The following is a 21,646-nucleotide window of genomic DNA, read 5'->3' as shown; positions in this document are numbered from 1 at the left end:
ACCGGGACGGTCACTCGCGTCCCGTCAGCGTCCAGGCGTCCTCGCCGGACCCCTCGTCGTCGTCGTGGTAGTCGGTGGCGGCGGGCCCGGTCGGCTCGGCCAGCGGATCCGCGTACGGGTCCGGGGCGACCGAGGACGGCGCGGCCGGCCCCTCGCCCGGGTCCTCGCCGCGCATCCGCGCGAGGACGCCCGGCAGCTGCTCGGCGGTGACCAGCACGTCGCGAGCCTTCGACCCCTCGGAGGGGCCGACGACCTCGCGCGACTCGAGCAGGTCCATCAGCCGGCCGGCCTTGGCGAAGCCGACGCGGAGCTTGCGCTGCAGCATCGAGGTCGAGCCGAACTGCGTGCTGACGACGAGCTCGGCCGCCGCGACCAGCAGCTCGAGGTCGTCCCCGATGTCGGAGTCGATCTCCTTGCGCTGCGCCTGCACGGTGATGTCCTGGCGGTACTCGGGCTGCGCCTGACGGGTGACGTGCTCGACGACCTTCGCGATCTCGTCCTCGCGGACCCAGGCGCCCTGGACGCGCATCGGCTTGTTGGTGCCCATGGGGAGGAAGAGGCCGTCGCCCTGCCCGATGAGCTTGTCGGCTCCCGGCTGGTCGAGGATGACCCGCGAGTCCGTCACGCTGGTCACCGCGAAGGCGAGGCGGCTGGGCACGTTCGCCTTGATGAGGCCGGTCACCACGTCGACGCTCGGCCGCTGCGTGGCAAGCACGAGGTGGATGCCCGAGGCGCGCGCGAGCTGGGTGATCCGCACGATCGAGTCCTCGACGTCGCGCGGGGCGACCATCATCAGGTCGGCGAGCTCGTCGACCACCACGAGGAGGTACGGGTACGGCTTGAGGACGCGGCTGCTGCCCGCCGGGAGCGTGATCTCGTCCGCGCGGACGGCCGCGTTGAAGTCGTCGATGTGACGGAACCCGAACGAAGCCAGGTCGTCGTAGCGCATGTCCATCTCCTTCACGACCCACTGCAGCGCCTCGGCGGCCTTCTTGGGGTTCGTGATGATCGGAGTGATCAGGTGCGGCACTCCGCCGTAGATGGTGAGCTCCACGCGCTTGGGGTCGATCAGGACCATCCGCACGTCCTGCGGGCGCGCGCGCATCAGCAGGCTCGTGATCATCGAGTTGACGAAGCTGGACTTGCCGGAGCCGGTGGAGCCGGCGACCAGGAGGTGCGGCATCTTGGCGAGGTTCGCCACGACGTAGCCGCCCTCGACGTCCTTGCCGACGCCGATGGTCATCGGGTGCGTGGACGTCGTCGAGGCCGGCGAGCGGAGGACGTCGCCCAGCGAGACGATCTCGCGGTCCGTGTTGGGGATCTCGACGCCGATCGCGCTCTTGCCCGGGATCGGGGAGAGGATCCGGACCTCGTTGCTGGCGACGGCGTAGGAGAGGTTCTTGCTGAGCGCGGTGACGCGCTCGACCTTGACGCCGGGGCCGAGCTCGATCTCGTAGCGGGTGACGGTCGGGCCGCGGGAGAAGCCGGTGACCGTCGCATCCACGTTGAACTGCTGCAGCACCTCGGTGATGGCGCGGACCATCTCGTCGTTGGCCGCCGAGCGCGCCTTGGAGGGCGTGCCCGTCGAGAGGGCGGCCGCCGAGGGGAGGCGGTACGGCGCGTCGTCCTCGAACGAGGAGTCGAAGCCGGCGGTCGGATCCTCCTCGGCGAGGGGCGCGATCGGGCCGGTCTCGATGACGGGCGGGATCGGGACGGCGGGCGCCACATCGAGGCGGTCGAGCCGGATGACCTCGGTCGCGTCGTCGTCGACCACACCGGTCGCGCCGCGGGGAGCGCCCGTCTGCTCGAAGCGGGCGAGCGCGGCCTCGGCGGTCTCGGCCTCGGCCAGCACCTCGGTGGCGTAGGAGCGGGTCGGCGGGTGGGCCTCGTCGTCGCGCTCCTCGAGCGCGGTGTCGAAGCCCTTCGCGCGGCCGCGGGCGGGAGCGGTGCCCTCGAGCACCTCGGTGAAGGAGTCGATCGGGAGCTCGGTCTGCACGGTCGGCTCGTCCTCGCGCCCGGACTCGGTGCGCCGCCACCAGGGCAGCTCTCCGCCGTCCTGCTGCGCGTCCTCCTCCTGCTCGGCCTCCGCCTTCGCCGCGGCCTTGGCGGCGGCCCGCTCGGCCTTGAGGCGGGCGCGCTCCTCGTCGTCGAGCACGGGGGCGCCGAAGAGGTAGCCGTAGAGCTCCCGCGAGCGCGCGCCGATGCGGTTCGGCGGGGTCTTGGTGATGATGAACAGCGACAGCAGGATCACGAGCGACAGCAGCACGGTCGCGCCGGGGACGGTGGCGATCGCCACGAGCGGGGCGCCCACCAGCCAGCCGAGGACGCCTCCCGCTGCCGCCATGGTCTCGATTCCCTGGCCGGGCTGCGGCAGGCCGAGGTGCGCGTGGCAGATGCCGGCGGAGGCGACGAGCAGCGTGATGACGCCCACGCCCATCCGCCCGTTGTCGTCGACGGACCGGGGGTGCCGGAAGAGCCAGAGGGAGAAGAGGAGAAGGACGACCGGCAGCACGTAGGCGACCCGGCCGAAGAAGCCGCCGAAGCTCCACGCGTCGAGCACCAGGGCGACCGGGTCGGTCGCGAGGAACCACTCGACGACCGCGCCCGCGACGGCCAGCAGCAGCAGCAGGAAGGGGACGCCGTCGCGGCGCTCCTCCTTCGCCAGCCGCTCGGGACCGAGGGCGCGCGCTGCGCCGCCCGCGAGGTGGGCCAGCGCCATCCAGAGCCGCACGGCGGGGTTGGTGCGCGGGGCGGACTCGAAGGCCACCGTCTTCGTCTCGGCGGCCGCCTTGCCCGAGCCCCGGCCGGATCGCGGCGCGCCGGAGCGCGGAGTCGCGCTGCCGCGCCCGCGCGAGGTCGTCTTGGTACTGGTCGCCATGAGGCCACCGTACCTGCCGCCCCCGTCAGGGCCGGTGACCCGCGCCGCGACGGCAGGCGCCGATCCGCCGCCGGCCGGGAGGCTCAGGCCTCGATGACGAGCGGCACGATCATGGGCCGGCGGCGGTAGGAGGTGTTGACCCAGCGGCCGACGACGCGACGGACGGCCTGCGAGAGCGCGTGCTGATCGCTCGCCCCGTTCCGCACCGCCTCCTCGAGCGCGGCCGCGATCCGCGGCTTGACCTCGTCGAAGACGCTGTCGTCCTCCGCGAAGCCCTTCGCGTGGATCTCGGGGCCGACGACGATCCGCCCCGTGCCCGCCTCGACCACCACGATGATCGAGATGAAGCCCTCCTCGCCGAGGATCCGCCGGTCCTTGAGGTCGGCGTCGGTGATCTCGCCCACCGACGATCCGTCGACGTAGACGAACCCCAGGTCGAGCCGTCCGACGACGGTCGCCCTGCCGTCGAGCAGGTCGATCACGGTGCCGTCCTCGGCGATGATCGTGTTCTCCTCCGCGATCCCGGTCTCACGCGCGAGCTGCCCGTTCGCGACCAGGTGCCGGTACTCGCCGTGCACCGGCATCACGTTCAGCGGCTTGAGGATGTTGTAGCAGTAGAGGAGCTCGCCGGCCGCGGCGTGCCCGGACACGTGCACCTTCGCGTTGCCCTTGTGCACGACGGTCGCTCCGAGCCGCGTGAGCCCGTTGATGACCCGGTACACCGCGTTCTCGTTGCCGGGGATGAGACTGGAGGCGAGGATCACGGTGTCGCCCTCCCCCGGCTCGATCTGGTGATCGAGGTTGGCCATCCGGCTGAGGACGGCCATCGGCTCGCCCTGCGACCCGGTGGACATGTAGACGATCCTGTCCTCGGGGACGTCGCCCGACTTCTTCATGTCGACCAGGACTCCCGGAGGGACGTGCAGGTAGCCGAGATCCGCGGCGATGCGCATGTTGCGGACCATGGAGCGGCCGAGCAGCGCCACGCGGCGGCCCGTGGCGTGGGCCGCGTCGAGCACCTGCTGCACCCGGTGCACGTGGCTGGAGAAGCTCGCGACGATGACGCGGCGGGTCGCCCTGGCCATGACGCTCTCGATGACCGGGCCGATGTCGCGCTCGCTCGGCGTGAAGCCGGGGACGTCGGCGTTGGTGGAGTCGACCATGAACAGGTCGACGCCCTCCTCGCCGAGGCGGGCGAAGGCGCGCAGGTCGGTGATCCGGCCGTCGAGCGGCAGCTGGTCCATCTTGAAGTCGCCGGTGTGCAGCACCGAGCCGGCGTCGGTGACGATCGACACGGCCAGCGCGTCCGGGATCGAGTGGTTCACGGCGACGAACTCGAGCTCGAAGGGCCCGAGGTTCTCGACGTCGCCCTCCTTCACCGTGAGCGTGTACGGCGTGATCCGGTGCTCCTTGAGCTTCGCCTCGACGAGGGCGAGCGTGAGGGTGGACCCGATCAGCGGGATGTCGCGCTTCAGGCGGAGCAGGTAGGGGACGGCGCCGATGTGGTCCTCGTGGCCGTGGGTGAGGACCACTCCGACGATGTCGTCGAGCCTGTCCCGGATGGGCGTGAAGTCCGGGAGGATCAGGTCGACGCCCGGCTGGTCCTCCTCCGGGAAGAGCACGCCGCAGTCGACGACCAGGAGCCTGCCGTCGATCTCGAAGACGGTCATGTTGCGGCCGATCTCGCCGAGGCCGCCGAGGGGGATGATCCGGAGCGTTCCCGGAGCGAGCGGGGCGGGGATGATCACGGGACCGGGCATGCGCCCTCCTTCTCCAGCGGTGCTTTCTCGGGACGTGCCGCTCGGGCTCAGCGGGTGGTGCCGGCGACCTTCGGGAGGGCGCCGCCGGCCGCGGCGTTGCGGTCGGGCCGGAAGTTGCGGAAGTCGACGCCCGGGATGTCGCGGACCAGGCCGAGCTCGTCCTCGATGAGCGCCGCCTCCGACTCCTCCGGGCCGACCAGGGGCAGCCGCACGCGCGGCGAGGAGATGCGGCCGAGGCCGTGCAGGATGTACTTCGCGGCGACGGTCCCGGGGACGTGCGTCATCACGGCGCGCACGAGCGGCTCGAGCTGCTGGTGCGCGCGGGTGGCCGCGTGGAGGTCGCCCGCGTTCACCGCGTCGACGATCGTGCGGTACGGCGCGGCGGCGATGTTCGCGGTGACGCCGATGAGCCCCGTGGCGCCGATGGCGAGCTCGGGGAGCACGTTCGCGTCGTCGCCGCAGAAGTACATCAGGTCGGTCTGGTTGAGCACGCGGCTGACCTCGGAGAGATCGCCCTTCGCGTCCTTCACGGCCAGGATGTTCGGGTGCTTGGCCGCCCGCAGGATCGTCTCGTAGCGGATCGGCACGCCGGTGCGGCCGGGGATGTCGTAGAGGATGACCGGCAGGTCCGTCGCGTCGGCGATCATCCGGAAGTGGGTGAGCACGCCCGCCTGCGTGGGCTTGTTGTAGTACGGGGTGACGATCATGTTGCCGTCGGCGCCGGCCTTCTCGCTCTGACGGGCGAGCTGCATGGCGTGGGCGGTCTCGTTCGAGCCGCCTCCCGTGATGATCTTCGCGCGGCCTCCGGCGACCGAGCGGCCGACCTCGACGAGGCGGATCTTCTCCGGGTCGGTCAGGGTGCTGGTCTCACCCGTGGTCCCGGTGACCACGATGCCGTCCGCGCCCGCTGCGATGCAGTCGTCGATGTGCTTCTCGACACCGGGCCAGTCGACCTCGCCGTCGGCGGTGAACGGGGTGACCAGGGCGACCAGGACCTGGCCGAAGGGATTCTCCGGAGTTGACACGCTGCCAGGGTAGCGGGTCGCCGCCGCGCCGCCGGGAGGAGGTTCCCGGAGCCGCCCGCGCGGACGGCAGCAGGCGGATCGGGCGGGACGGTCCGCTCGTCCTCGCCGGGCGGCGGGCTACGGAGCGACGCGGCCGTTCGCTGTGAAGGCGGCGGCCGTGAGGGGCATCAGCTCCTGGAAGTGCGTCTCCATCTGCTCGGCCGCCATCTCGATCTCGCGCTGCGGGAAGGAGGGGAACGTCGAGTCCTCGCGCTTGGTGCGCAGGGAGAGGAAGTTCATCAGCGAGCGGGCGTTGAGCGTGACGTACATCGACGAGTAGATGTTCAGCGGGAGGACGATCCGGGCGACCTCGCGGGCGACGCCCTCGCCGAGCATCCGCCGGTACGACTCGTAGGCCTGCGTGCTGACGCGGCGCGTCTCCTCGGCGACGAGCTCGGCCTGCTCGGGGGTGCCCGGCTCGAAGGAGTAGGCGCCGGGCTTGCCGACCTGCACGAGGTTGCGGCGGGGACCGGGTACGTAGAAGACCGGGCGGAGCTCGCGGTAGCGGCCCGACTCCTCGTTGTAGGAGGCGATGCGGTGCCGCATGAACTCGCGGAAGACGAAGATCGGCGCCTGCACGTAGAAGGTCATCGAGTTGTGCTCGAACGGCGAGCCGTGGCGGTCGCGCATCAGGTAGTTGATCAGTCCGCGGTCGCGCTTGCGCTGCAGCTCGGCGTCGGACTCCTCGCCGTCGAGCGCCTCGGCGAGCGTCTTCTCGCCCTGGGTCGAGACGCGGGCCGCGAACAGCACGTCGGAGTCGTGGGCGCTCGCGCGGACCAGCTCGACGACGACATCACTGCGGAAGACGGGACTACTCGGGTCTGCGCTGAGGCTGCTCTGTTCGGTCACGGATCGAACCTAGACCACGCTCCGACCGCGGCCGTCGTCACATCCCGAAACAGTCGTCCGCGGAGCGCCCGCGCCGACCTACGCTTCCCGGATGGAGCCCGTGACGATCCTCGCCGCACTGCTCGGCCTCGTCGTGCTGGGCGTCGTCCTCGGGGCTGTCCATCGGGCCCGCTCCGGGCGCGTCGCGAGCGCCCCCTCGCGCCAGGACCCCGCGATCGACCCCGGCGAGCTCGTCCCCGGCGCAGTGCTCGGGACCCGGGCCACAGTCGTGCAGTTCTCGACCGACGTCTGCACGCGGTGCCCTGCAGTGCGACGGATGCTCGGGGAGCTCGCCCAGCAGCGGCCCGGGCTGGCGCACCTCGACGTCGATCTGACGCACCGCCCCGACCTCGCGGCGCGCTTCCGCGTCCGGCAGACGCCCACGCTCCTCCTGCTCGATCGAGACGGAGTGCCGCGCAGCCGCGTCGGCGGCGCTCCGACCCGGGCCGCCCTGACCATCGAGCTCGACCGACTCCAGGAGACATGATGAGCACCCGCTCCCCCTCCACCACCGGCGCCACTCCCCCGTCCGGCACCGTCGATCCCCGCGGCCCGAGGGTCGCCGCCGGAGTCACCGCCGCACTCCTCCTCACGGCCGTGGGCCTCGGGCTCGCGGCCGCGGCCCGGGCCGACCTCGACGGCCGGCTCTCCCAGCCCGGCTTCCTCCTGCTGCTCGCGCTCGCCGCCCTCTTCGCCTGGTCGGCCGCGCGCGGCGTCGGCTCCGGCCCCTGGGCGGTGCTGTTCCGCCGGGTGGTCCGGCCGCACCTGGCACCGCCGCGCGAGTGGGAGGACGCCCGCCCGCCGCGCTTCGCCCAGCTGATCGGCCTGGTGGTGACCGGCGCCGGCGTCCTCCTGCACGTCGCCGGCGTCCCGGGATCGGTTCCGGTCGCCGCGGCCGTCGCCTTCCTCGCCGCCTTCCTCAACGCCGTGTTCGGCCTCTGCCTGGGCTGCGAGCTCTACCTCGTGCTCGCGCGGGCAGGCCTGGTCGGGCGCTCGGCCGGCTCCCGGGCGTGAGGCTCTAGGCTGGGTCCGCTTCGCGGGCGGCCCGCGACCGGCTCCGGGAGGCACCATGAGCGACTCATCCGCACGGCACTCCGACCACGACGGGACCACGGACTCCGGCTCGCCGCGGCGCGCCGCGCGCACGCCGGGCGAGCACGTGTCGACGCCGTCCGAGCTGCCGTCGGCCCGGCCGGACGCGTCCGCTCCCCGGCTCCGCGTCCTGATCTCGGGCGCCAGCGGGATGATCGGCTCCGAGCTGACCCGCCAGCTGCGCGCCGAGGGGCACGAGATCCTGCGCCTGGTGCGCCACGCGCCGTCGAGCCCGGACGAGTTCCACTGGGCGCCCACCTCGCACATGCTCGACTTCAGCGTGCTCGACCGCGTCGACGCCGTGATCAACCTCTCCGGCGCCTCGATCAGCCGCCTGCCGTGGACCGCGTCCTACAAGCGGGAGATCCTCGACTCGCGGATCCAGTCCACGCAGACCCTCACCGACGCGATGCGGATGTCCTCGACCCCGCCGACGACGCTGATCAACGCCTCCGCGGTCGGCTACTACGGAGACCGCCCGGGCGAGGAGCTCACCGAGCAGTCCTCGCGTGGCGACGGATTCCTCGCCGATGTCGTCGACCGCTGGGAGAAGGCCGCCCACCTCGCGCCCGAGGCCACGCGGGTGGTCACCGCTCGCACCGGGCTCGTCCTCGGCGACGGCGGCGCGCTCAAGCCGCTCCTGCCCCTGACGAAGCTCGGTCTCAGCGGACCCCTCGGCAGCGGCAATCAGGCCTGGCCCTGGATCAGCCTCTACGACGAGGCCGCGGCGATCCGCCACCTGCTCACGTCCTCGCTCTCGGGCCCGGTGAACCTCGCCGGACCGGTGCCGGCGACCGCGAACGACGTGATGCGCACCCTCGCCGAGCAGCTGCACCGCCCGTTCAAGCTGGCCGTCCCCGAGAAGATCATCGAGCTCGCGCTGCGCGACGCCGGGCACGAGCTCCTGCTCTCGAGCCAGCGCCTGGTCCCCCAGCGGCTGCTCGACGACGGCTTCGAGTTCCGCCACCGCACGGTCGGCGCGGCGCTGGAGTGGGTGCTCGCCTGATCCCGGGCGCCCGAGCGGTTCTCGCCCGGAGAGCCGCGCTCGAGTCGCGGCCGAGCGGTCAGGCCGGAGCCTCGTGCTCCAGCGCGATGGCCCTGCGGATGGCGCCTCGGGCGCGCTTGCGGTCGCCGCTGGCGTCGTAGGCGAGGCCGAGGCGGTACCAGGCGCGCCAGCTCCCGGGCTGCGCGTCGACCTCCTCCGCGTACTGCGGGAACAGCGCGTCCGCCTCCTCCCGGAGCGGACGCCCGCTGGCCCGCGAGTCGAGGACCTCCTGCGGCAGCGCGTTCTCGCCCTCCAGCCGACGGGCCAGCTTCTCGGCGCGGAGCCCGAACAGCAGCTCGCGCACGAGCCCCCAGACGCCGACGGCGCCGAGGATCAGCAGGCCGACGCCCATCACGATGCCGGGCACCGTCGCCGCGGCGAAGGCGACGACGGAGTACTGCAGGCAGACGAACAGGTAGAGGGCGAGCAGGACCGCCATCAGGACGACGCCGACGCGGGTCCTCACGGGGTGCTCGTCGCTGCGGCGGCCTGGCCGGACGGAGCCCGGTCGACGACGGGCTGCTCGTCGACCGGCCGCTCGGCGAGAGGCGCGGCGTCGAAGGCGGCGCGCAGGTCGATCAGCGCGTCGAGGCCCACTACCACGCCCGAGGTCGTCCGGACCGCGTCGAGAGCACGCAGGACGCCCTGCTCGTAGGACGCCTGCGAGGTGGTGTCGTGCCGGATGGTGACCGTCTCGCCGGTACCGCCGAAGACGACCTCCTGGCGCGCCTCCACTCCGGGCAGGCGGAGGCTGTGGACCGGGACGCTCGCGACCTGCTGGCCGCGGGCCCGCTGGTCGGTGTGCGGAGCCTGCACCGGACCGAGCTCGGCCCGGGCGCGCAGCAGCAGCTCGGCCGTGCGGACCGCGGTCCCGGAGGGCGAGTCGACCTTGCGGGCGCCGTGGGTCTCGACGATCTCGGCGGCGTCGAAGAAGCGCGCGGCCACGGTGGCCAGCGCGGTCGCGAGCACCGAGCCCAGCGAGAAGTTGGGGATGATCACGACGCCGGCCTCCGGCTGCTCGGCGACGCTGTGCCGGAGGGCCGCGATCCGGTCGCCGGTCCAGCCGGAGGTGCCGACGAGCACCTTCCTCCCGTTGGCTACGGCGAAGTCGACGATCTGCTGGCTGACGGCCGGCGCGGTCATGTCGACGACGACGTCGGCCGCGAGCATCTCGGCGGGATCGCTCCGCGAGCCGAGCCGCGCGACGAGCGAGAACTCGCTCGACGCCTCGATGAGCGAGCAGGTGAACGAGCCGAGTCGGCCGGACGCGCCGACCACGGCGACGGAGGTAGTCACCGACTCAGCGTAGCCCGCAGCTCAGTACGGCTGGGCCTCGGGCAGGCCGGTGCGCAGCTCCACGGGCAGGTGCGAGAGGTCGTTGTGCACGACGAGCACCGGCGGCTTGCGGGAGCGGACGCGGATGATCGTCAGCCCGCAGTTGGCCTGGTTGAGGCCCAGCCACCGCCAGTCGGGAGCGTCGAACACGTGGCGGACGAACCAGCCGATCACGAAGTTGTGGGTGATGAGGAGGTCGTGGCGGTCCTCGCGCGACGGCGCCAGGAACTCGGCCACCGCGTCCTGCATCTGCGCGTGCCCCGCCTCGATCTCGGCCGCGGTGACGCTGCCGAAGAAGGGCTCGAACGCCTTGGGCATGTCCGGGGTCGGCCCCGAGGGGATGCAGTCGAACAGCAGCGAGGACGGCTGGAGCGGCAGGCTCGGCAGAAGCGTCTGGAAGCGCGCGGCCGTCTCCTCGGCCCGGCGCAGCGGCGAGTGCCACGCTCCGGTGAAGGGGACTCCGCCGAGCCGCTCGGCGATGAGCCTCGCCTGGCGCTCACCACGGGCCGAGAGCGGGCCGTCCGGCATGCCGTGCTCGGCGTCCTGCTGCTCGCCGTGGCGGACGAGGTAGATGTAGTGGGACACGGGGTCCTCCCTGGTGCGGCGCGGCGGTGCGCGGTCAGCGGGCGTTCGACGATCGGATCAGATCGCGGAGGCGCTCTCGATCCCGGCGATCCCGGCGAAGGCCGACTCGTCGACCGCGCCGACGGCCGAGATCGACGACGGCCCCCGGGCCAAGTCTGCCGCGAGTGCCTGGACGTCCTCCGCGCCGACGAGGGCGAGTCGGCGCAGGCTCTCGTCGAGGTCGACGAACTCGCCGAAGGTCAGCTCGGCGCGTCCGAGGCGCGACATCCGGGTGTCGGAGTCCTCCAGCGCGAGCGCCGCCGCTCCCGAGAGCTGGCCGCGGGCGCGCGCGAGCTCGTCGTCGGTGACGCCGTCCTCGGCGAGGCGGTGGAACTCGGTGAGCAGGAGCTCGGCGACCGTCCCCGCCTTCGCCGGGGTGCACGCGGCGTAGAGCCCGAAGAGGCCCGCGTCCGAGTAGGACGGGGCGAAGGAGTAGACGGAGTAGGCCAGGCCGCGCTTCTCGCGCACCTCCTGGAACAGCCGCGAGGACATGCCGCCGCCGAGGATCGAGTTGAGGACGCCCATCGTCATCCGCCGCTCGTCGCCCGCGGCGAGACCGGGGAAGCCGACCAGCAGGTTCGCCTGCTCGGTGGGGCGGTGCACCACCGACAGGGCGCTGCCGCGGGTGTAGGACGCACGGCCGCCGACGCGCCGCTCGACGGGCGGGGCCGCCGTGCCGAGGTCCCAGCCGTCGGCGACGAGGACCCGCTGGAGCAGCGCGACGAGCGCCTCGTGGTCGACGGCGCCGGCGACGGTGATCACCACGTCTCGCGGGCGGTAGGCGGCGCGGTAGTGCGCCCAGACCGCGTCCCGGGTGGCCTCGCCGATGGTCGCGGCGGTGCCCCCGATCGGGCGGCCCAGCGGGTGGTCGCCGAACACGGCCTCGAACAGCTTCTCGCCCGCCACGTCGGCCGGATCGTCGTCCGCCATCGCCAGCTCCTCGAGGATGACCCCGCGCTCGGTCTCGAACTCGTCCGGATCGATCAGGCTCGAGGTCACCATGTCGGCGATCACCTCGACCGCCATCGGGAGGTCGCGGTCCTGGATCTTGGCGTAGTAGCAGGTGTACTCCTTGGCGGTGAGAGCGTTGTGCTCCCCGCCCACGGAGTCGAAGGACACGGCGATGTCGAGGGCGGACCGCTTCTGCGTGCCCTTGAACAGCAGGTGCTCGAGGAAGTGCGTCGAGCCGACGTTGGAGGGCACGGCGGGCTCGCCCGCGGTCGCGGGGCGGCCGGGCCGCTCGTCGCGCGAACCCGCGGCGACCCAGAAGCCGATCGTGGCGCTGCGGGCGCCGGGCACCGATTCGCTGAGGATGCGGACACCGCTCGGGAGGACGGAGCGGCGGACCGTGGATCCGCCTGCGGCCCGGACTGACGTCTCCGGCTGGTCGAGGGGCAGTGCGACTCCGTGGTTCATCGTGCCCACCCTAGGCCACCGCGACGGCGGCCCGAGCCGGGCTGTCGCGCCGTGGCGGGAGAGGTGCCTGGGGCGTCGCGGACGGGCGCGGTCAGCGGCGCGCGCGCTCCAGCGCGGCCAGGTGTCCGGGGTCGAGCTCGAGCGAGACCGCGCGCACCAGCGCGTCCACGTCGGCGGGCGAGCGCGGGGCGACCGTCGCGGCGGTCAGGCGCGGCCGGCCGAGCAGCCAGGCCAGGGCGACGGCGGCGGGAACGGCCGAGAGCTCGGCGCCGATCGCGTCGAGGACGGCGAGGACCCGGCGTCCGCGGCGCCCGAGGTGGGCGGCGGCGAGTGCCCCGTCGGGCAGGCGGCCGAGCTCGCGGCGGGTGCGCTCGGCGCCGCGGAGGAACCCGTGGGCGAGGGGGACGGTCGCGAGCAGGGCGAGTCCCTGGCCGGCGGCGACGAGGCCGAGGTCGCCCTCCGAGCCGGGCCGCTCGAGCAGGTTCCAGCGGACCTCCGCGCCGGCGAGGCGGGGCAGCCCGTGGGCGGCCAGGACGCGCGCCTCGAACAGCTCCTCCGGGGAGAATCCGGAGGCGACCACCGACCGCACCAGCCCGCGCGCCAGCAGCACGTCGACAGCGCTGAGGAGCTCGTCGAGGCGTCCGGCCCCGTCGGGGCGGACCGCCAGCACATCGAGGCGATCGGTGCGGAGGCGGCGCAGCGCCCCCTCGACACGGTCCACCAGCGCACGTGGCGTCGCGGGGGCGCCGACCGGAGCGGCGAAGCGGCCGATCAGGAGGAAGCGGTCCCGGTCGCGGTGTCCGGCGGGCCAGCCGCCGACGCCCTCCGCGACGCTCGAGTCGGTGACGACGACGCCGTTGCCGCCCCACGCCGCGTAGCGCTCGAGCAGCGCGGCACCGTCGTCGCGGCCGAGGGCCGCCGCGTCGAGCACGAAGGGGAAGAGGTCGTGGCCGGAGTCGCCCATCGGCCGGCGGTGCGAGGGTGCGACGGCGGTCGGCTCGACGGGGCCGGTCTCGGCGAGGACGCCGCTCGAGGAGGCTGCGCGGGACGCCGCGGGCGGGAGCGGGACGGCACTGTGACGGGGAGCCCGCACGACGACGCCGGTCCTGTCCCTGGGCACGCCACCACTCTCCCTGCGGCGGCTCGGGTCCCGCCAGGGGAGAGAGTATCCGAGCGCCGGAGCCGCCACTCCGCCGGGTCGCGCACGGTTCACCAGATCGTTACACGGGCGCCGCCGGCGGGGTCGACTCGCGCCGGCGAGCGGTGCGGCGGGCCCCTCCGTGTCGGCCGTCCGGGCTAGATTCGCGACCATGGACTCCGCCGCCCCGACCCCCTCCGAGACCGCCGCCCCGACCTCCGACTCCCCCGAGCGGGAGACGTCCGCGCCCTGGTGGACGAGCGCCGTCGTCTACCAGATCTACCCGCGCTCGTTCGCGGACTCGAACGGCGACGGCATCGGCGACCTGGGCGGCATCCGCTCGAAGCTCGACCACCTCGCCGACCTGGGGGTCGACGTGATCTGGCTCTCGCCGGTCTACCCGTCGCCGCAGCACGACAACGGCTACGACATCTCGGACTACGAGGACATCGACCCGCGGTTCGGGACGCTGGAGGAGTTCGACCTGCTCCTCGCGGAGGCCCACGAGCGCGGCATCCGCATCGTGATGGACCTCGTGGTCAACCACACGAGCGACGAGCACGCCTGGTTCGTCGAGTCCCGCTCCTCGCAGGAGGACCCGAAGCGCGACTGGTACTGGTGGCGCCGCGGGCGCCGCTCGGCCGAGCCCGGCCGCGAGCTCGAGGCGGCCGCCGGCGCCGGCCTCGACGTCGCCGAGCCGAACGGCTGGCGCTCCTACTTCTTCGGCCCTGCCTGGACGCTCGACCCGGCGACGGACGAGTACTTCCTCCACCTCTTCGCGGTGCAGCAGCCGGACCTCAACTGGGAGAACCCCGAGGTGCGGCACGCGGTGCACGCGATGATGAACCGCTGGCTCGACCGCGGAGTGGACGGCTTCCGGATGGACGTGATCAACCTCGTCTCGAAGGACGTCGGAGCCGTCGACGGCGAGCAGGGCGGCGCGGGCATCGTCGGAGGGGTGGGTCCGCGGCTCCACGAGTACCTCCGCGAGATGCACGAGGCCGTGTTCGCGCACCGCGAGGGCTCCTTCCTCACCGTCGGCGAGATGCCCGGGGTCACCCTCGAGGAGGCGGTGCTCGTGACCGATCCCGAGCGGCGTGAGCTCGACATGGTCTTCCAGTTCGAGCACGTCGGCATCGACCACGGAGTCGACAAGTTCCACCCGGTGCCGCTGGACCTGGTCGCCTTGAAGGCCAACCTCGCGCGCTGGCAGGACGGCCTGGCCGAGCGCGGCTGGAACAGCCTGTACCTCGGCAACCACGACCAGCCGCGTCTCGTCTCGCGCTTCGGGGACGACGGCGCGCACCGCTACGAGTCCGCGACCCTCTGGGCGACGCTCCTCCACCTCCAGCGCGGCACGCCGTACATCTACCAGGGCGACGAGATCGGGATGACGAACGTCCCGTTCGCCGGCATCGAGGACTTCCGCGACGTCGAGTCCCTGAACTACTGGGCCGAGGCCGTCGGCGAGCGCGGCGAGGACCCGGCGACCGTGCTCGCCGGGCTGCGCGCGCAGAGCCGCGACAACGCCCGCACGCCGGTGCAGTGGGACGACAGCCTCCAGGCCGGCTTCACGACCGGCGAGCCGTGGATCGCGGTCAACCCTAACGCCGCCGAGGTGAACGTCGCCGCCGATCGGGCCGCCGAGCGGTCGGTCTTCGAGTACTACCGGGCGCTGATCGCGCTGCGGCACGCCGACGAGACGGTGCAGCTGGGCCGCTTCGCGCTGCTGGAGCCCGAGCACCCCGCGCTCTTCGCCTTCACGCGCACCGGACCGGGCGAGCTGCTCGTCGTCGGGAACGTGTCCGGTGAGCCGCTCGAGGTGCCGCTGCTCGAGGAGTGGGCGGCTGCCGAGACGGTCCTCGGCAACGTCGCCGGTGCGACCGGGTCGACGCTCGGCCCGTGGGAGGCGCGCATCCTGCGCCGCTGAACCTCGCCGCGCCCCGCTCCGAGCCCGGCGCGGGGCGCGGCGCCCGACGGCGGCGGACCAGCCGGCGAGAGCCTCAGGCGGAGACGCGGTCCAGCTGGGCGATGTCGCTCCGGGTCAGTGGGAGCGCGGCCGCCGCGAACAGCGACTCGAGCTCCGCGGCGTTCCGGGCCCGGACGATCGCCGCCGAGACCTCCTGGTGCGAGAGCACCCAGGCGAGCGCGACCACGCCGGGCTCCGTGCCGTGGGCGCCGGCGATCTCGTCGAGGGCAGCGAGCACGCGGGAGCCGTGGCGGCCGACGTAGTCCAGGCCCGCCTCGAACAGGGCCGACTCCGGCTCGTCCGTGCGGCTGCGCAGGGCGCCGGTGAGGTAGCCGCTCGCCAGGGGCAGCCGCGCGAGGGTGCCGAGCTCTAGCCGCACCACCTCGGGGGCGACGTCGGTCTCGTAGGTCCGGCGCTCCATCAGGCTGTACTCCGACACGACGGCCGAGAGCGACGGCAGCGCGAACGCGGTCGCCGTCTCGTGCAGCGCCGTGATCGCGGCTCCGCTGAAGTGCGCGGCGCCCAGGGCGCCGACCGAGCCGTCCGCCAGGAACGGCGCGACCGCCGCCAGGCTGTCGGCGATGGGGATCCCGGGGTCCTCGCTGTCGAACGAGAGCAGGTCGATCCGGGTGCCGAGCCGCTCGAGGCTCCCCTCGATCGCGATGCGGACGTCCTCCGGGGCGAGTCCCGGCGCGTCCGGGTGCCGGCCGACCTTCGTCGCGACCAGCATCCGCTCGCGCAGCCCGCTCTGCTCGAGCCAGCGGCCGATCATGTACTCGCTCCGACCGGTCGCGTAGTGGTCCGCGGTCGAGATCAGGGTGCCGCCGAGGCGGCCGAACGCGTCGAGCACCTCGGTGGTGTCGTCGATCCCGGCGGCCCAGCCGAAGACGGAGCCGTCGAGGGCGAGCGGATGCACGGGGAGGCCGGTCCGACCCAGGGTGCGCGAGAGGAGGGGCGTCTCCGGCTCGGTGGCCAGCGGCGTCGGGTCGGTCACGGAGTCCTCCGGTCGTGGCGGTGCGGCGCGGTCCCGCCACCGTACCCCATGCCCCCGCCGACGACGGACGCCCGCCCCACCGGAGTGGGACGGGCGTCACGGTCGTGCAGGAGGGATCAGCTCTCGGCGGGAGCCTCGGCCTCGGCCTCCTCGGCCACGACGGGCGCGAGGGACAGCTTGCCGCGGTCGTCGATCTTGGTGATCTGGACGAGCAGCTTCTGGCCGACTCCGAGGACGTCCTCGACGTTCTCGACGCGCTTGCCGCCGGCGAGCTTGCGGACCTCGCTGATGTGCAGCAGTCCGTCCTTGCCGGGGAGGAGCGAGACGAACGCGCCGAAGGTCGCGAGCTTGACGACGGTTCCGAGGAACTGCTCGCCGACCTCGGGGTTGGTCGGGTTCGCGATGGCGTTGACCTGCGCACGCGCGGCCTCGGCCGACGGACCGTCGACGGCCCCGATGTAGACGGTGCCGTCCTCCTCGATGGAGATGTCGGCGCCGGTCTCGTCCTGGATCGCGTTGATCGTCTTGCCCTTGGGGCCGATCAGCTCGCCGATCTTGTCGACGGGGATCTGCACCGAGATCACGCGGGGCGCGGTCGGGGCCATCTCGTCGGGCTGGTCGATGGCCGCCGTGAGCACCGCGAGGATCGTGGTGCGGGCGTCCTTGGCCTGCTTGAGCGCGGCGTCGAGCACCGACGACGGGATGCCGTCGAGCTTGGTGTCGAGCTGGATGGCCGTGACGAACTCGGCGGTTCCGGCGACCTTGAAGTCCATGTCGCCGAGCGCGTCCTCGGCGCCCAGGATGTCGGTCAGCGCCGCGTAGCGGGTCTGGCCGTCGACGACGTCGGACACGAGGCCCATCGCGATGCCCGCGACCGGGGCGCGCAGCGGCACTCCGGCGTTGAGGAGCGACAGGGTCGACGCGCAGACCGAGCCCATCGAGGTCGAGCCGTTGGAGCTCAGCGCCTCGGAGACCTGGCGGATCGCGTAGGGGAACTCCTCGCGGCTCGGCAGCACCGGCACGAGGGCGCGCTCGGCGAGGAAGCCGTGCCCGATCTCGCGACGCTTCGGCGATCCGACGCGGCCGGTCTCACCGGTCGAGTAGGGCGGGAAGTTGTAGTGGTGCAGGTACCGCTTCTTGGTGACGGGCGACAGCGAGTCGATCTGCTGCTCCATCTTGAGCATGTTCAGCGTGGTGACGCCCAGGATCTGGGTCTCGCCGCGCTGGAAGATGGCCGAGCCGTGGACGCGCGGGATGACCTGCACCTCGGCGTCGAGCGGGCGGATGTCGGCGAGGCCGCGTCCGTCGATGCGCACGCCGTCGCGAAGGATGCGGCCGCGGACGACCACCTTCGTGACGGACTTGTACGCCGCTCCGACCTGGTTGTAGGCCTCGGCCGACAGCTGACCCGAGGCGATGCGCTCGGCGATCTGCTCCTTGACGCGCGCCTTGAGGGCGTCGTCGGCGTCCTGCCGCTCGACCTTGTCGGCGATCTGGTACACGCGGACGAGCTCGTCGTAGCTGAGCTCGGCGACGTTGTCGTAGGTCTCCTGCGCGTAGGGCAGGAACACCGGGTAGTCCTTGACCGGCTTCGCGGTCTCGGCGGCGAGCTTCGCCTGCGCCTCGACGAGTGCGCGGAGGAAGGGCTTGGCGGCCTCGAGGCCCTCGGCGACGACGTCCTCGCTGGGCTTGGTCGCACCCGCCTTGATGAGGTTCCAGGAGGACTCCGTGGCCTCGGCCTCGACCATCATGATGGCGACGTCCGAGGAGCCGTCCTCGTTGGTGACGACGCGGCCCGCGACGGTGAGGTCGAAGACGGCGTTCTCCAGCTGGGAGGCCTTGGGGAAGGCGACCCACTGGTCGTTGCCGGAGCCGTCGGACATGAGCGCCAGGCGGACGCCGGCGACCGGGCCGGAGAACGGCAGGCCGGAGATCTGCGTGGACGCGCTCGCGGCGTTGATCGCGAGGGCGTCGTAGAACTCGTCCGGCGCGATGCTGAGGACCGTGATGACGATCTGGACCTCGTTGCGCAGGCCCTCGACGAACGAGGGGCGCAGCGGCCGGTCGATCAGACGGCAGACCAGGATCGCCTCGGTGGAGGGGCGGCCCTCGCGGCGGAAGAACGAGCCGGGGATCTTGCCGGCGGCGTAGGAGCGCTCCTCGACGTCGACGGTCAGCGGGAAGAAGTCGAAGTTGTCCTTCGGGTTCTTCGAGGCCGACGTGGCCGAGAGGAGCATGGTGTCCTCGTCGAGGTAGGCGGCGACGGCGCCCTGAGCCTGCTGCGCGAGGCGGCCGGTCTCGAAGCGGACGGTGCGGGTGCCGTACGAGCCGTTGTCGAGAACGGCTTCGGCGAATGTGATTTCAGGACCTTCCAAGAGGTCTGTCTCCTTAACGTCTGCAGCGGCGCCCCTTCTGGGCGCCGGCGTTCGTCGGAGCAGCGGTCCGGTCAGGAATCGAGACGATCCCACGGCAGGGCTTCGCGCCGTGCCGTCGTGTGGAGGGCGTTCGTGCTGGCCACCAGTAGAAGAGCTCCGGGCTGTCGCGACCTGTGCCGCGAGCGGGACGTGCCGCCTGCGACTCGTGCCGCGGCGGCCCGCGCTCTGTCGCACGCTGCCGCCGTCCGGGACTCCACCACCGAGGACCAGCTTCCTGCCGGCCTGCTCCGTGGCTCGAATCCTGGGTCGACCGGCGGTCGCTTTCGGATTCGGAACCGGTTCATGCTATCAGCCGCGGTGCGGTTCCTCCATGGACCGCGCCGACCCGGCGGGCCCTCCGCCCGTCAGCCCCGCGTCTCGTGCATCAGCAGCTCGACGCGCAGCCCGCCCCTCACCGTCACGATGCGGGCCGGCACGCGGGGCGACCTCCCCGCCTCCGAGAGCCGGGCGAGGGCGGCCTCGACCACGTTCTCGAGACCGCGCGGCACCTGGCCGACGAGCCCCGAGGGGCGCTGGGCCGCGAACAGGCGGACCGGCATCGGAGCGTCCACGCGCTCCTCCTCCGCGGTGCGGCGCGGGATCACGGCCGTGACCTCGTCCTCGCCGAGGGCGAGCACCCGCGCGATCTCGTCCTGGTGCGGCCGGGAGTCGGCGAGGCGGAGGAGGGTGTCGCCGCGCCGCGACTTCGGACGCAGCTCGTAGTCGTAGTCGTCGAGCTTGCCCGAGCCGCGGTCGTCGGAGGGGAGGGGGTTCGCGTCGCCGCGTCCGAACGGGAAGAGCTTCATGCCTCCATTGTCCAGCGCGCGGCCCCTCCCCCGCTCGCGTCAGGCGGTGCGCCGCATCCGGGCGATCGCCGCGAGCACCAGGACGAGCACGACGGCGACGAAGCCGAGCAGGACCGGGACGGCCGGCAGGAGCGCGAGCGCGGCACCGATCGCCAGGACCGGCACCGCGAGGCCGAGATAGGCGGCGAGGAACACGGCCGCGAGCACCTCGCCGCGGGTCTCGTCGGTGGCGAGCGAGCCGGCGACTCCGAGCGCCAGGCGGAAGAGCAGGCCCACGCCCGCTCCCGCGAGCACCCCGCCGATGATGAAGGCGGACACCGAGACGATCACGGCGCCGGTCGCGACCAGCAGCAGCCCGGCCGTCAGCGCCACGGCCGCGAGGCGGAGCGCCGTCTGCGAGGACAGCCGGATCGAGACCAGCTGCGCGACGGCTCCGGCGGCGAAGACCCCGAAGGAGACCGCGCCCGCCTCGAGGTGGGAGGTCTCGCCGAAGCGCCCGGCGAGGAAGGTCGGCGCCAGCGAGGTGAAGAGGCCGAACACGGCGAACCCGGCGAACGCGCCGACCGCGGCCGAGAGGAAGACGCCGCGGGAGGCGGCCCGCACGGCCAGGCGCTGCGGACGGTAGGCCGGGAGGACCTCGCGCCGCTCGACCGTCTCGGGGACGAGCGCGACGCCGATCCCGAGGACGACCAGGAGGACGAGGAACACGGCGTACGGGACGACCAGGGGCTCGCGCACCGTCACGGCGAACACCCCGCCGACGAGCGGGCCGAGCGCCAGCCCGCCCATGTTGACGAGGGCGGAGACGGCGCGGGAGGTGCCGGGGCCCTCCTCCGGGCGGGCGACGGCGCGCAGCTCCGAGAGGTGGGCGGCGGCCGTCGCGGTGAGCGCGCCGACGCCGAGCCCGGTCAGCAGGCGGGCGAGGATCAGCCCGGGCACGTCCGGCCAGAGCAGGAACACGGCGGCCGCCAGGACCTCGACGAGGATCGACGCGAGCAGGATCCGGCGGCGGCCGAGCCAGTCGCTGACGTGCCCGGCGAGGAAGAGGCTCGCCACGACTCCGACCGCGTACGCGGCGAAGACCACGGTGACGACGAAGGCCGGGAACCCGTCGCGCTGCTGGTAGATCGCGTAGAGCGGTGTCGGCACGGTCGAGAACGCCATCACCGTGAGGAAGGCGACGGCGATCACCCAGAAGCCGTGGCGGTGCGGGAGCTCGCGGCGGTGGACGGACGGGAGGGAGCGCTCGGTGGTGGTCACGGTGTCCACAGTGCTCCGCCCCATCATCCGTGTCCAACGGAGGATCTCGGTTGGATTGATCGTCCCTGCTGGATAATGGGCGGATGGACGACCGCCAGCTCGCCGCCTTCGTCGCCGTCGCCGAGGAGCTCAGCTTCACTCGGGCGGCCGCGCGCCTGTTCGTCGTGCAGTCGACCCTCTCGGCGAGCATCCGCTCGCTCGAGCAGGAGCTCGGCTCGCCGCTGTTCGCCCGCTCGACCCGGCGGGTGGCGCTCACCGCGGTCGGCGAGGCGCTCCTGCCCTCGGCCCGATCGGCGATCGACAGCCTCGACCGGATGCGCTCGCTCGCGGCCGACGACGCGGCGGGGCTCCGCGGGCGGGTGCGGGTGGGCACCTTCTCCGCCCTCGACCTCGTCGACCTGCCCGGCGCGCTCGGCGTCTTCCGCACTCGGCACCCGCTGGTGGACCTGCTCCTGCGCACCTCGACCACCGGCTCCACCGGTCTCGCCGAGGACCTGCGCCGCGGCCTGCTCGACGCCGCTCTGCTGGCACTGCCGGCGACGCAGCTGCGGGGCCTGGCGGTGACGCGGCTCGTGCGCAGCGACTACGTCCTGCTGGTGGCGAGCGCGCATCCGCTCGCCGCGGCGGGACCGCCCTCCCCGCAGGACCTCGACGGGCTCACCTTCGTGGACACGCCCGCCGGCTTCGGCAACAGGGTCGCCGTCGACCTCGCCTTCCGCGAGGCCGGGGCGTCGCGCCGGGTGGCCACCGAGGTCGCCGATCTGCCGGGGATCCCCCGCTTCGTGCAGGCGGGGCTGGGTCCGGCGATCGTGCCGCGCGCGGGCGTCGAGCCGCTGGAGGGCGTCACGGCCCTCGCGCTCGACTGGCCGGGGCTGGTCTGGGAGCTCTCGGTCTGCACGGCGCCGCGCCCCTCCGCCGCGGTGCAGGCGCTCACGGCCGTGCTGGCGGAGCGCTCGGCCTAGG

The 21,646-nt window shown here is 73.1% G+C and carries 18 protein-coding genes; 5 read left to right on the top strand and 13 right to left on the bottom strand.

Translation table 11 applies throughout. The features are described 5' to 3' along the window. Positions 1 to 10: 10 nt before the first annotated feature. The 4 genes from C5C63_RS11595 to thyX form a co-directional block, all read right to left on the bottom strand. Entirely contained in the window at positions 11 to 2,878 is a 2,868-nt protein-coding gene (locus C5C63_RS11595) for a DNA translocase FtsK (RefSeq protein WP_104295169.1), read from the bottom strand. Positions 2,879 to 2,961: 83 nt separating this feature from the next. Further along, complete coding sequence (locus C5C63_RS11590) at positions 2,962 to 4,638, bottom strand: ribonuclease J (protein ID WP_104326088.1); 1,677 nt, start codon at positions 4,636 to 4,638, stop codon at positions 2,962 to 2,964. Between the two features lie 47 nt (positions 4,639 to 4,685). Beyond that, the gene (gene dapA, locus C5C63_RS11585) at positions 4,686 to 5,663 is read right to left on the bottom strand and encodes a 4-hydroxy-tetrahydrodipicolinate synthase (RefSeq protein WP_104224469.1); all 978 of its coding nucleotides are present in this window, start codon (positions 5,661 to 5,663) and stop codon (positions 4,686 to 4,688) included. A gap of 117 nt (positions 5,664 to 5,780) precedes the next feature. Further along, entirely contained in the window at positions 5,781 to 6,551 is a 771-nt protein-coding gene (gene thyX, locus C5C63_RS11580; protein WP_104224468.1) for an FAD-dependent thymidylate synthase, read from the bottom strand. A gap of 91 nt (positions 6,552 to 6,642) precedes the next feature. Between thyX and C5C63_RS11575 the strand changes: the two genes are divergently transcribed. From C5C63_RS11575 to C5C63_RS11565, 3 genes are read left to right on the top strand one after another with little or no spacing between them, the layout of a single operon-like run. Beyond that, on the top strand, positions 6,643 to 7,077 hold the full coding sequence (locus tag C5C63_RS11575) for a thioredoxin family protein (protein ID WP_104233266.1): 435 nt from the start codon (positions 6,643 to 6,645) through the stop codon (positions 7,075 to 7,077). Next, entirely contained in the window at positions 7,077 to 7,604 is a 528-nt protein-coding gene (locus C5C63_RS11570) for a DUF4395 domain-containing protein (protein ID WP_104233265.1), read from the top strand. Before C5C63_RS11575 ends, C5C63_RS11570 begins: the two co-directional genes overlap by 1 nt. A 55-nt stretch (positions 7,605 to 7,659) precedes the next feature. Beyond that, a complete protein-coding gene (locus C5C63_RS11565) occupies positions 7,660 to 8,688 on the top strand; it encodes a TIGR01777 family oxidoreductase (protein WP_104238626.1) in 1,029 nt (342 codons plus the stop codon). A gap of 58 nt (positions 8,689 to 8,746) precedes the next feature. On the opposite strand, the gene C5C63_RS11560 is transcribed toward C5C63_RS11565, so the two are convergent. The 5 genes from C5C63_RS11560 to C5C63_RS11540 all read right to left on the bottom strand — a co-directional run bounded on the left by C5C63_RS11560 (position 8,747) and on the right by C5C63_RS11540 (position 13,222). Further along, positions 8,747 to 9,193 (bottom strand): tetratricopeptide repeat protein, encoded by a 447-nt coding sequence (locus C5C63_RS11560; RefSeq protein WP_104233263.1) that lies wholly within the window; start codon positions 9,191 to 9,193, stop codon positions 8,747 to 8,749. Beyond that, positions 9,190 to 10,023, bottom strand: a complete 834-nt coding sequence (gene dapB / locus C5C63_RS11555) for a 4-hydroxy-tetrahydrodipicolinate reductase (protein WP_104292046.1) — start codon at positions 10,021 to 10,023, stop codon at positions 9,190 to 9,192. The genes C5C63_RS11560 and dapB overlap by 4 nt, the downstream gene beginning before the upstream one ends. Before the next feature lie 21 nt (positions 10,024 to 10,044). Further along, positions 10,045 to 10,647, bottom strand: coding sequence for a histidine phosphatase family protein (locus tag C5C63_RS11550; protein WP_104224462.1), 603 nt, complete (start codon positions 10,645 to 10,647; stop codon positions 10,045 to 10,047). 57 nt (positions 10,648 to 10,704) lie between these two features. Then, on the bottom strand, positions 10,705 to 12,102 hold the full coding sequence (locus C5C63_RS11545) for a pitrilysin family protein (protein ID WP_104224504.1): 1,398 nt from the start codon (positions 12,100 to 12,102) through the stop codon (positions 10,705 to 10,707). 91 nt (positions 12,103 to 12,193) lie between these two features. Continuing rightward, a complete protein-coding gene (locus C5C63_RS11540) occupies positions 12,194 to 13,222 on the bottom strand; it encodes an aldo/keto reductase (RefSeq protein ID WP_146078453.1) in 1,029 nt (342 codons plus the stop codon). A gap of 190 nt (positions 13,223 to 13,412) precedes the next feature. On the opposite strand from C5C63_RS11540, the gene C5C63_RS11535 reads away from it, so the two are divergent. Then, positions 13,413 to 15,170, top strand: coding sequence for an alpha-glucosidase (locus C5C63_RS11535; RefSeq protein WP_104292044.1), 1,758 nt, complete (start codon positions 13,413 to 13,415; stop codon positions 15,168 to 15,170). Between the two features lie 73 nt (positions 15,171 to 15,243). Here the strand turns inward: C5C63_RS11535 and C5C63_RS11530 are convergent, their stop codons facing one another. From C5C63_RS11530 to C5C63_RS11515, 4 genes are all read right to left on the bottom strand, one after another. Further along, positions 15,244 to 16,203: an aldo/keto reductase gene (locus C5C63_RS11530; RefSeq protein WP_104233259.1), complete on the bottom strand. Its 960-nt coding sequence runs from the start codon at positions 16,201 to 16,203 to the stop codon at positions 15,244 to 15,246. Between the two features lie 116 nt (positions 16,204 to 16,319). Then, positions 16,320 to 18,578, bottom strand: coding sequence for a polyribonucleotide nucleotidyltransferase (locus tag C5C63_RS11525; RefSeq protein WP_104226293.1), 2,259 nt, complete (start codon positions 18,576 to 18,578; stop codon positions 16,320 to 16,322). 404 nt (positions 18,579 to 18,982) lie between these two features. After that, on the bottom strand, positions 18,983 to 19,423 hold the full coding sequence (locus C5C63_RS11520) for a hypothetical protein (RefSeq protein WP_104226292.1): 441 nt from the start codon (positions 19,421 to 19,423) through the stop codon (positions 18,983 to 18,985). Positions 19,424 to 19,462: 39 nt separating this feature from the next. After that, complete coding sequence (locus C5C63_RS11515) at positions 19,463 to 20,683, bottom strand: MFS transporter (RefSeq protein WP_258065445.1); 1,221 nt, start codon at positions 20,681 to 20,683, stop codon at positions 19,463 to 19,465. An 83-nt stretch (positions 20,684 to 20,766) separates the two neighbouring features. Between C5C63_RS11515 and C5C63_RS11510 the strand changes: the two genes are divergently transcribed. Further along, positions 20,767 to 21,645, top strand: coding sequence for a LysR family transcriptional regulator (locus tag C5C63_RS11510; RefSeq protein ID WP_104292042.1), 879 nt, complete (start codon positions 20,767 to 20,769; stop codon positions 21,643 to 21,645). Position 21,646: the final 1 nt, after the last annotated feature.

Origin of the sequence: Rathayibacter sp. AY1B8, from assembly GCF_002932775.1 — a bacterium.
In the GTDB taxonomy this organism is placed as follows: Bacteria; Actinomycetota; Actinomycetes; order Actinomycetales; family Microbacteriaceae; genus Rathayibacter.
This window is presented reverse-complemented; position numbering and strand designations above follow the sequence as displayed.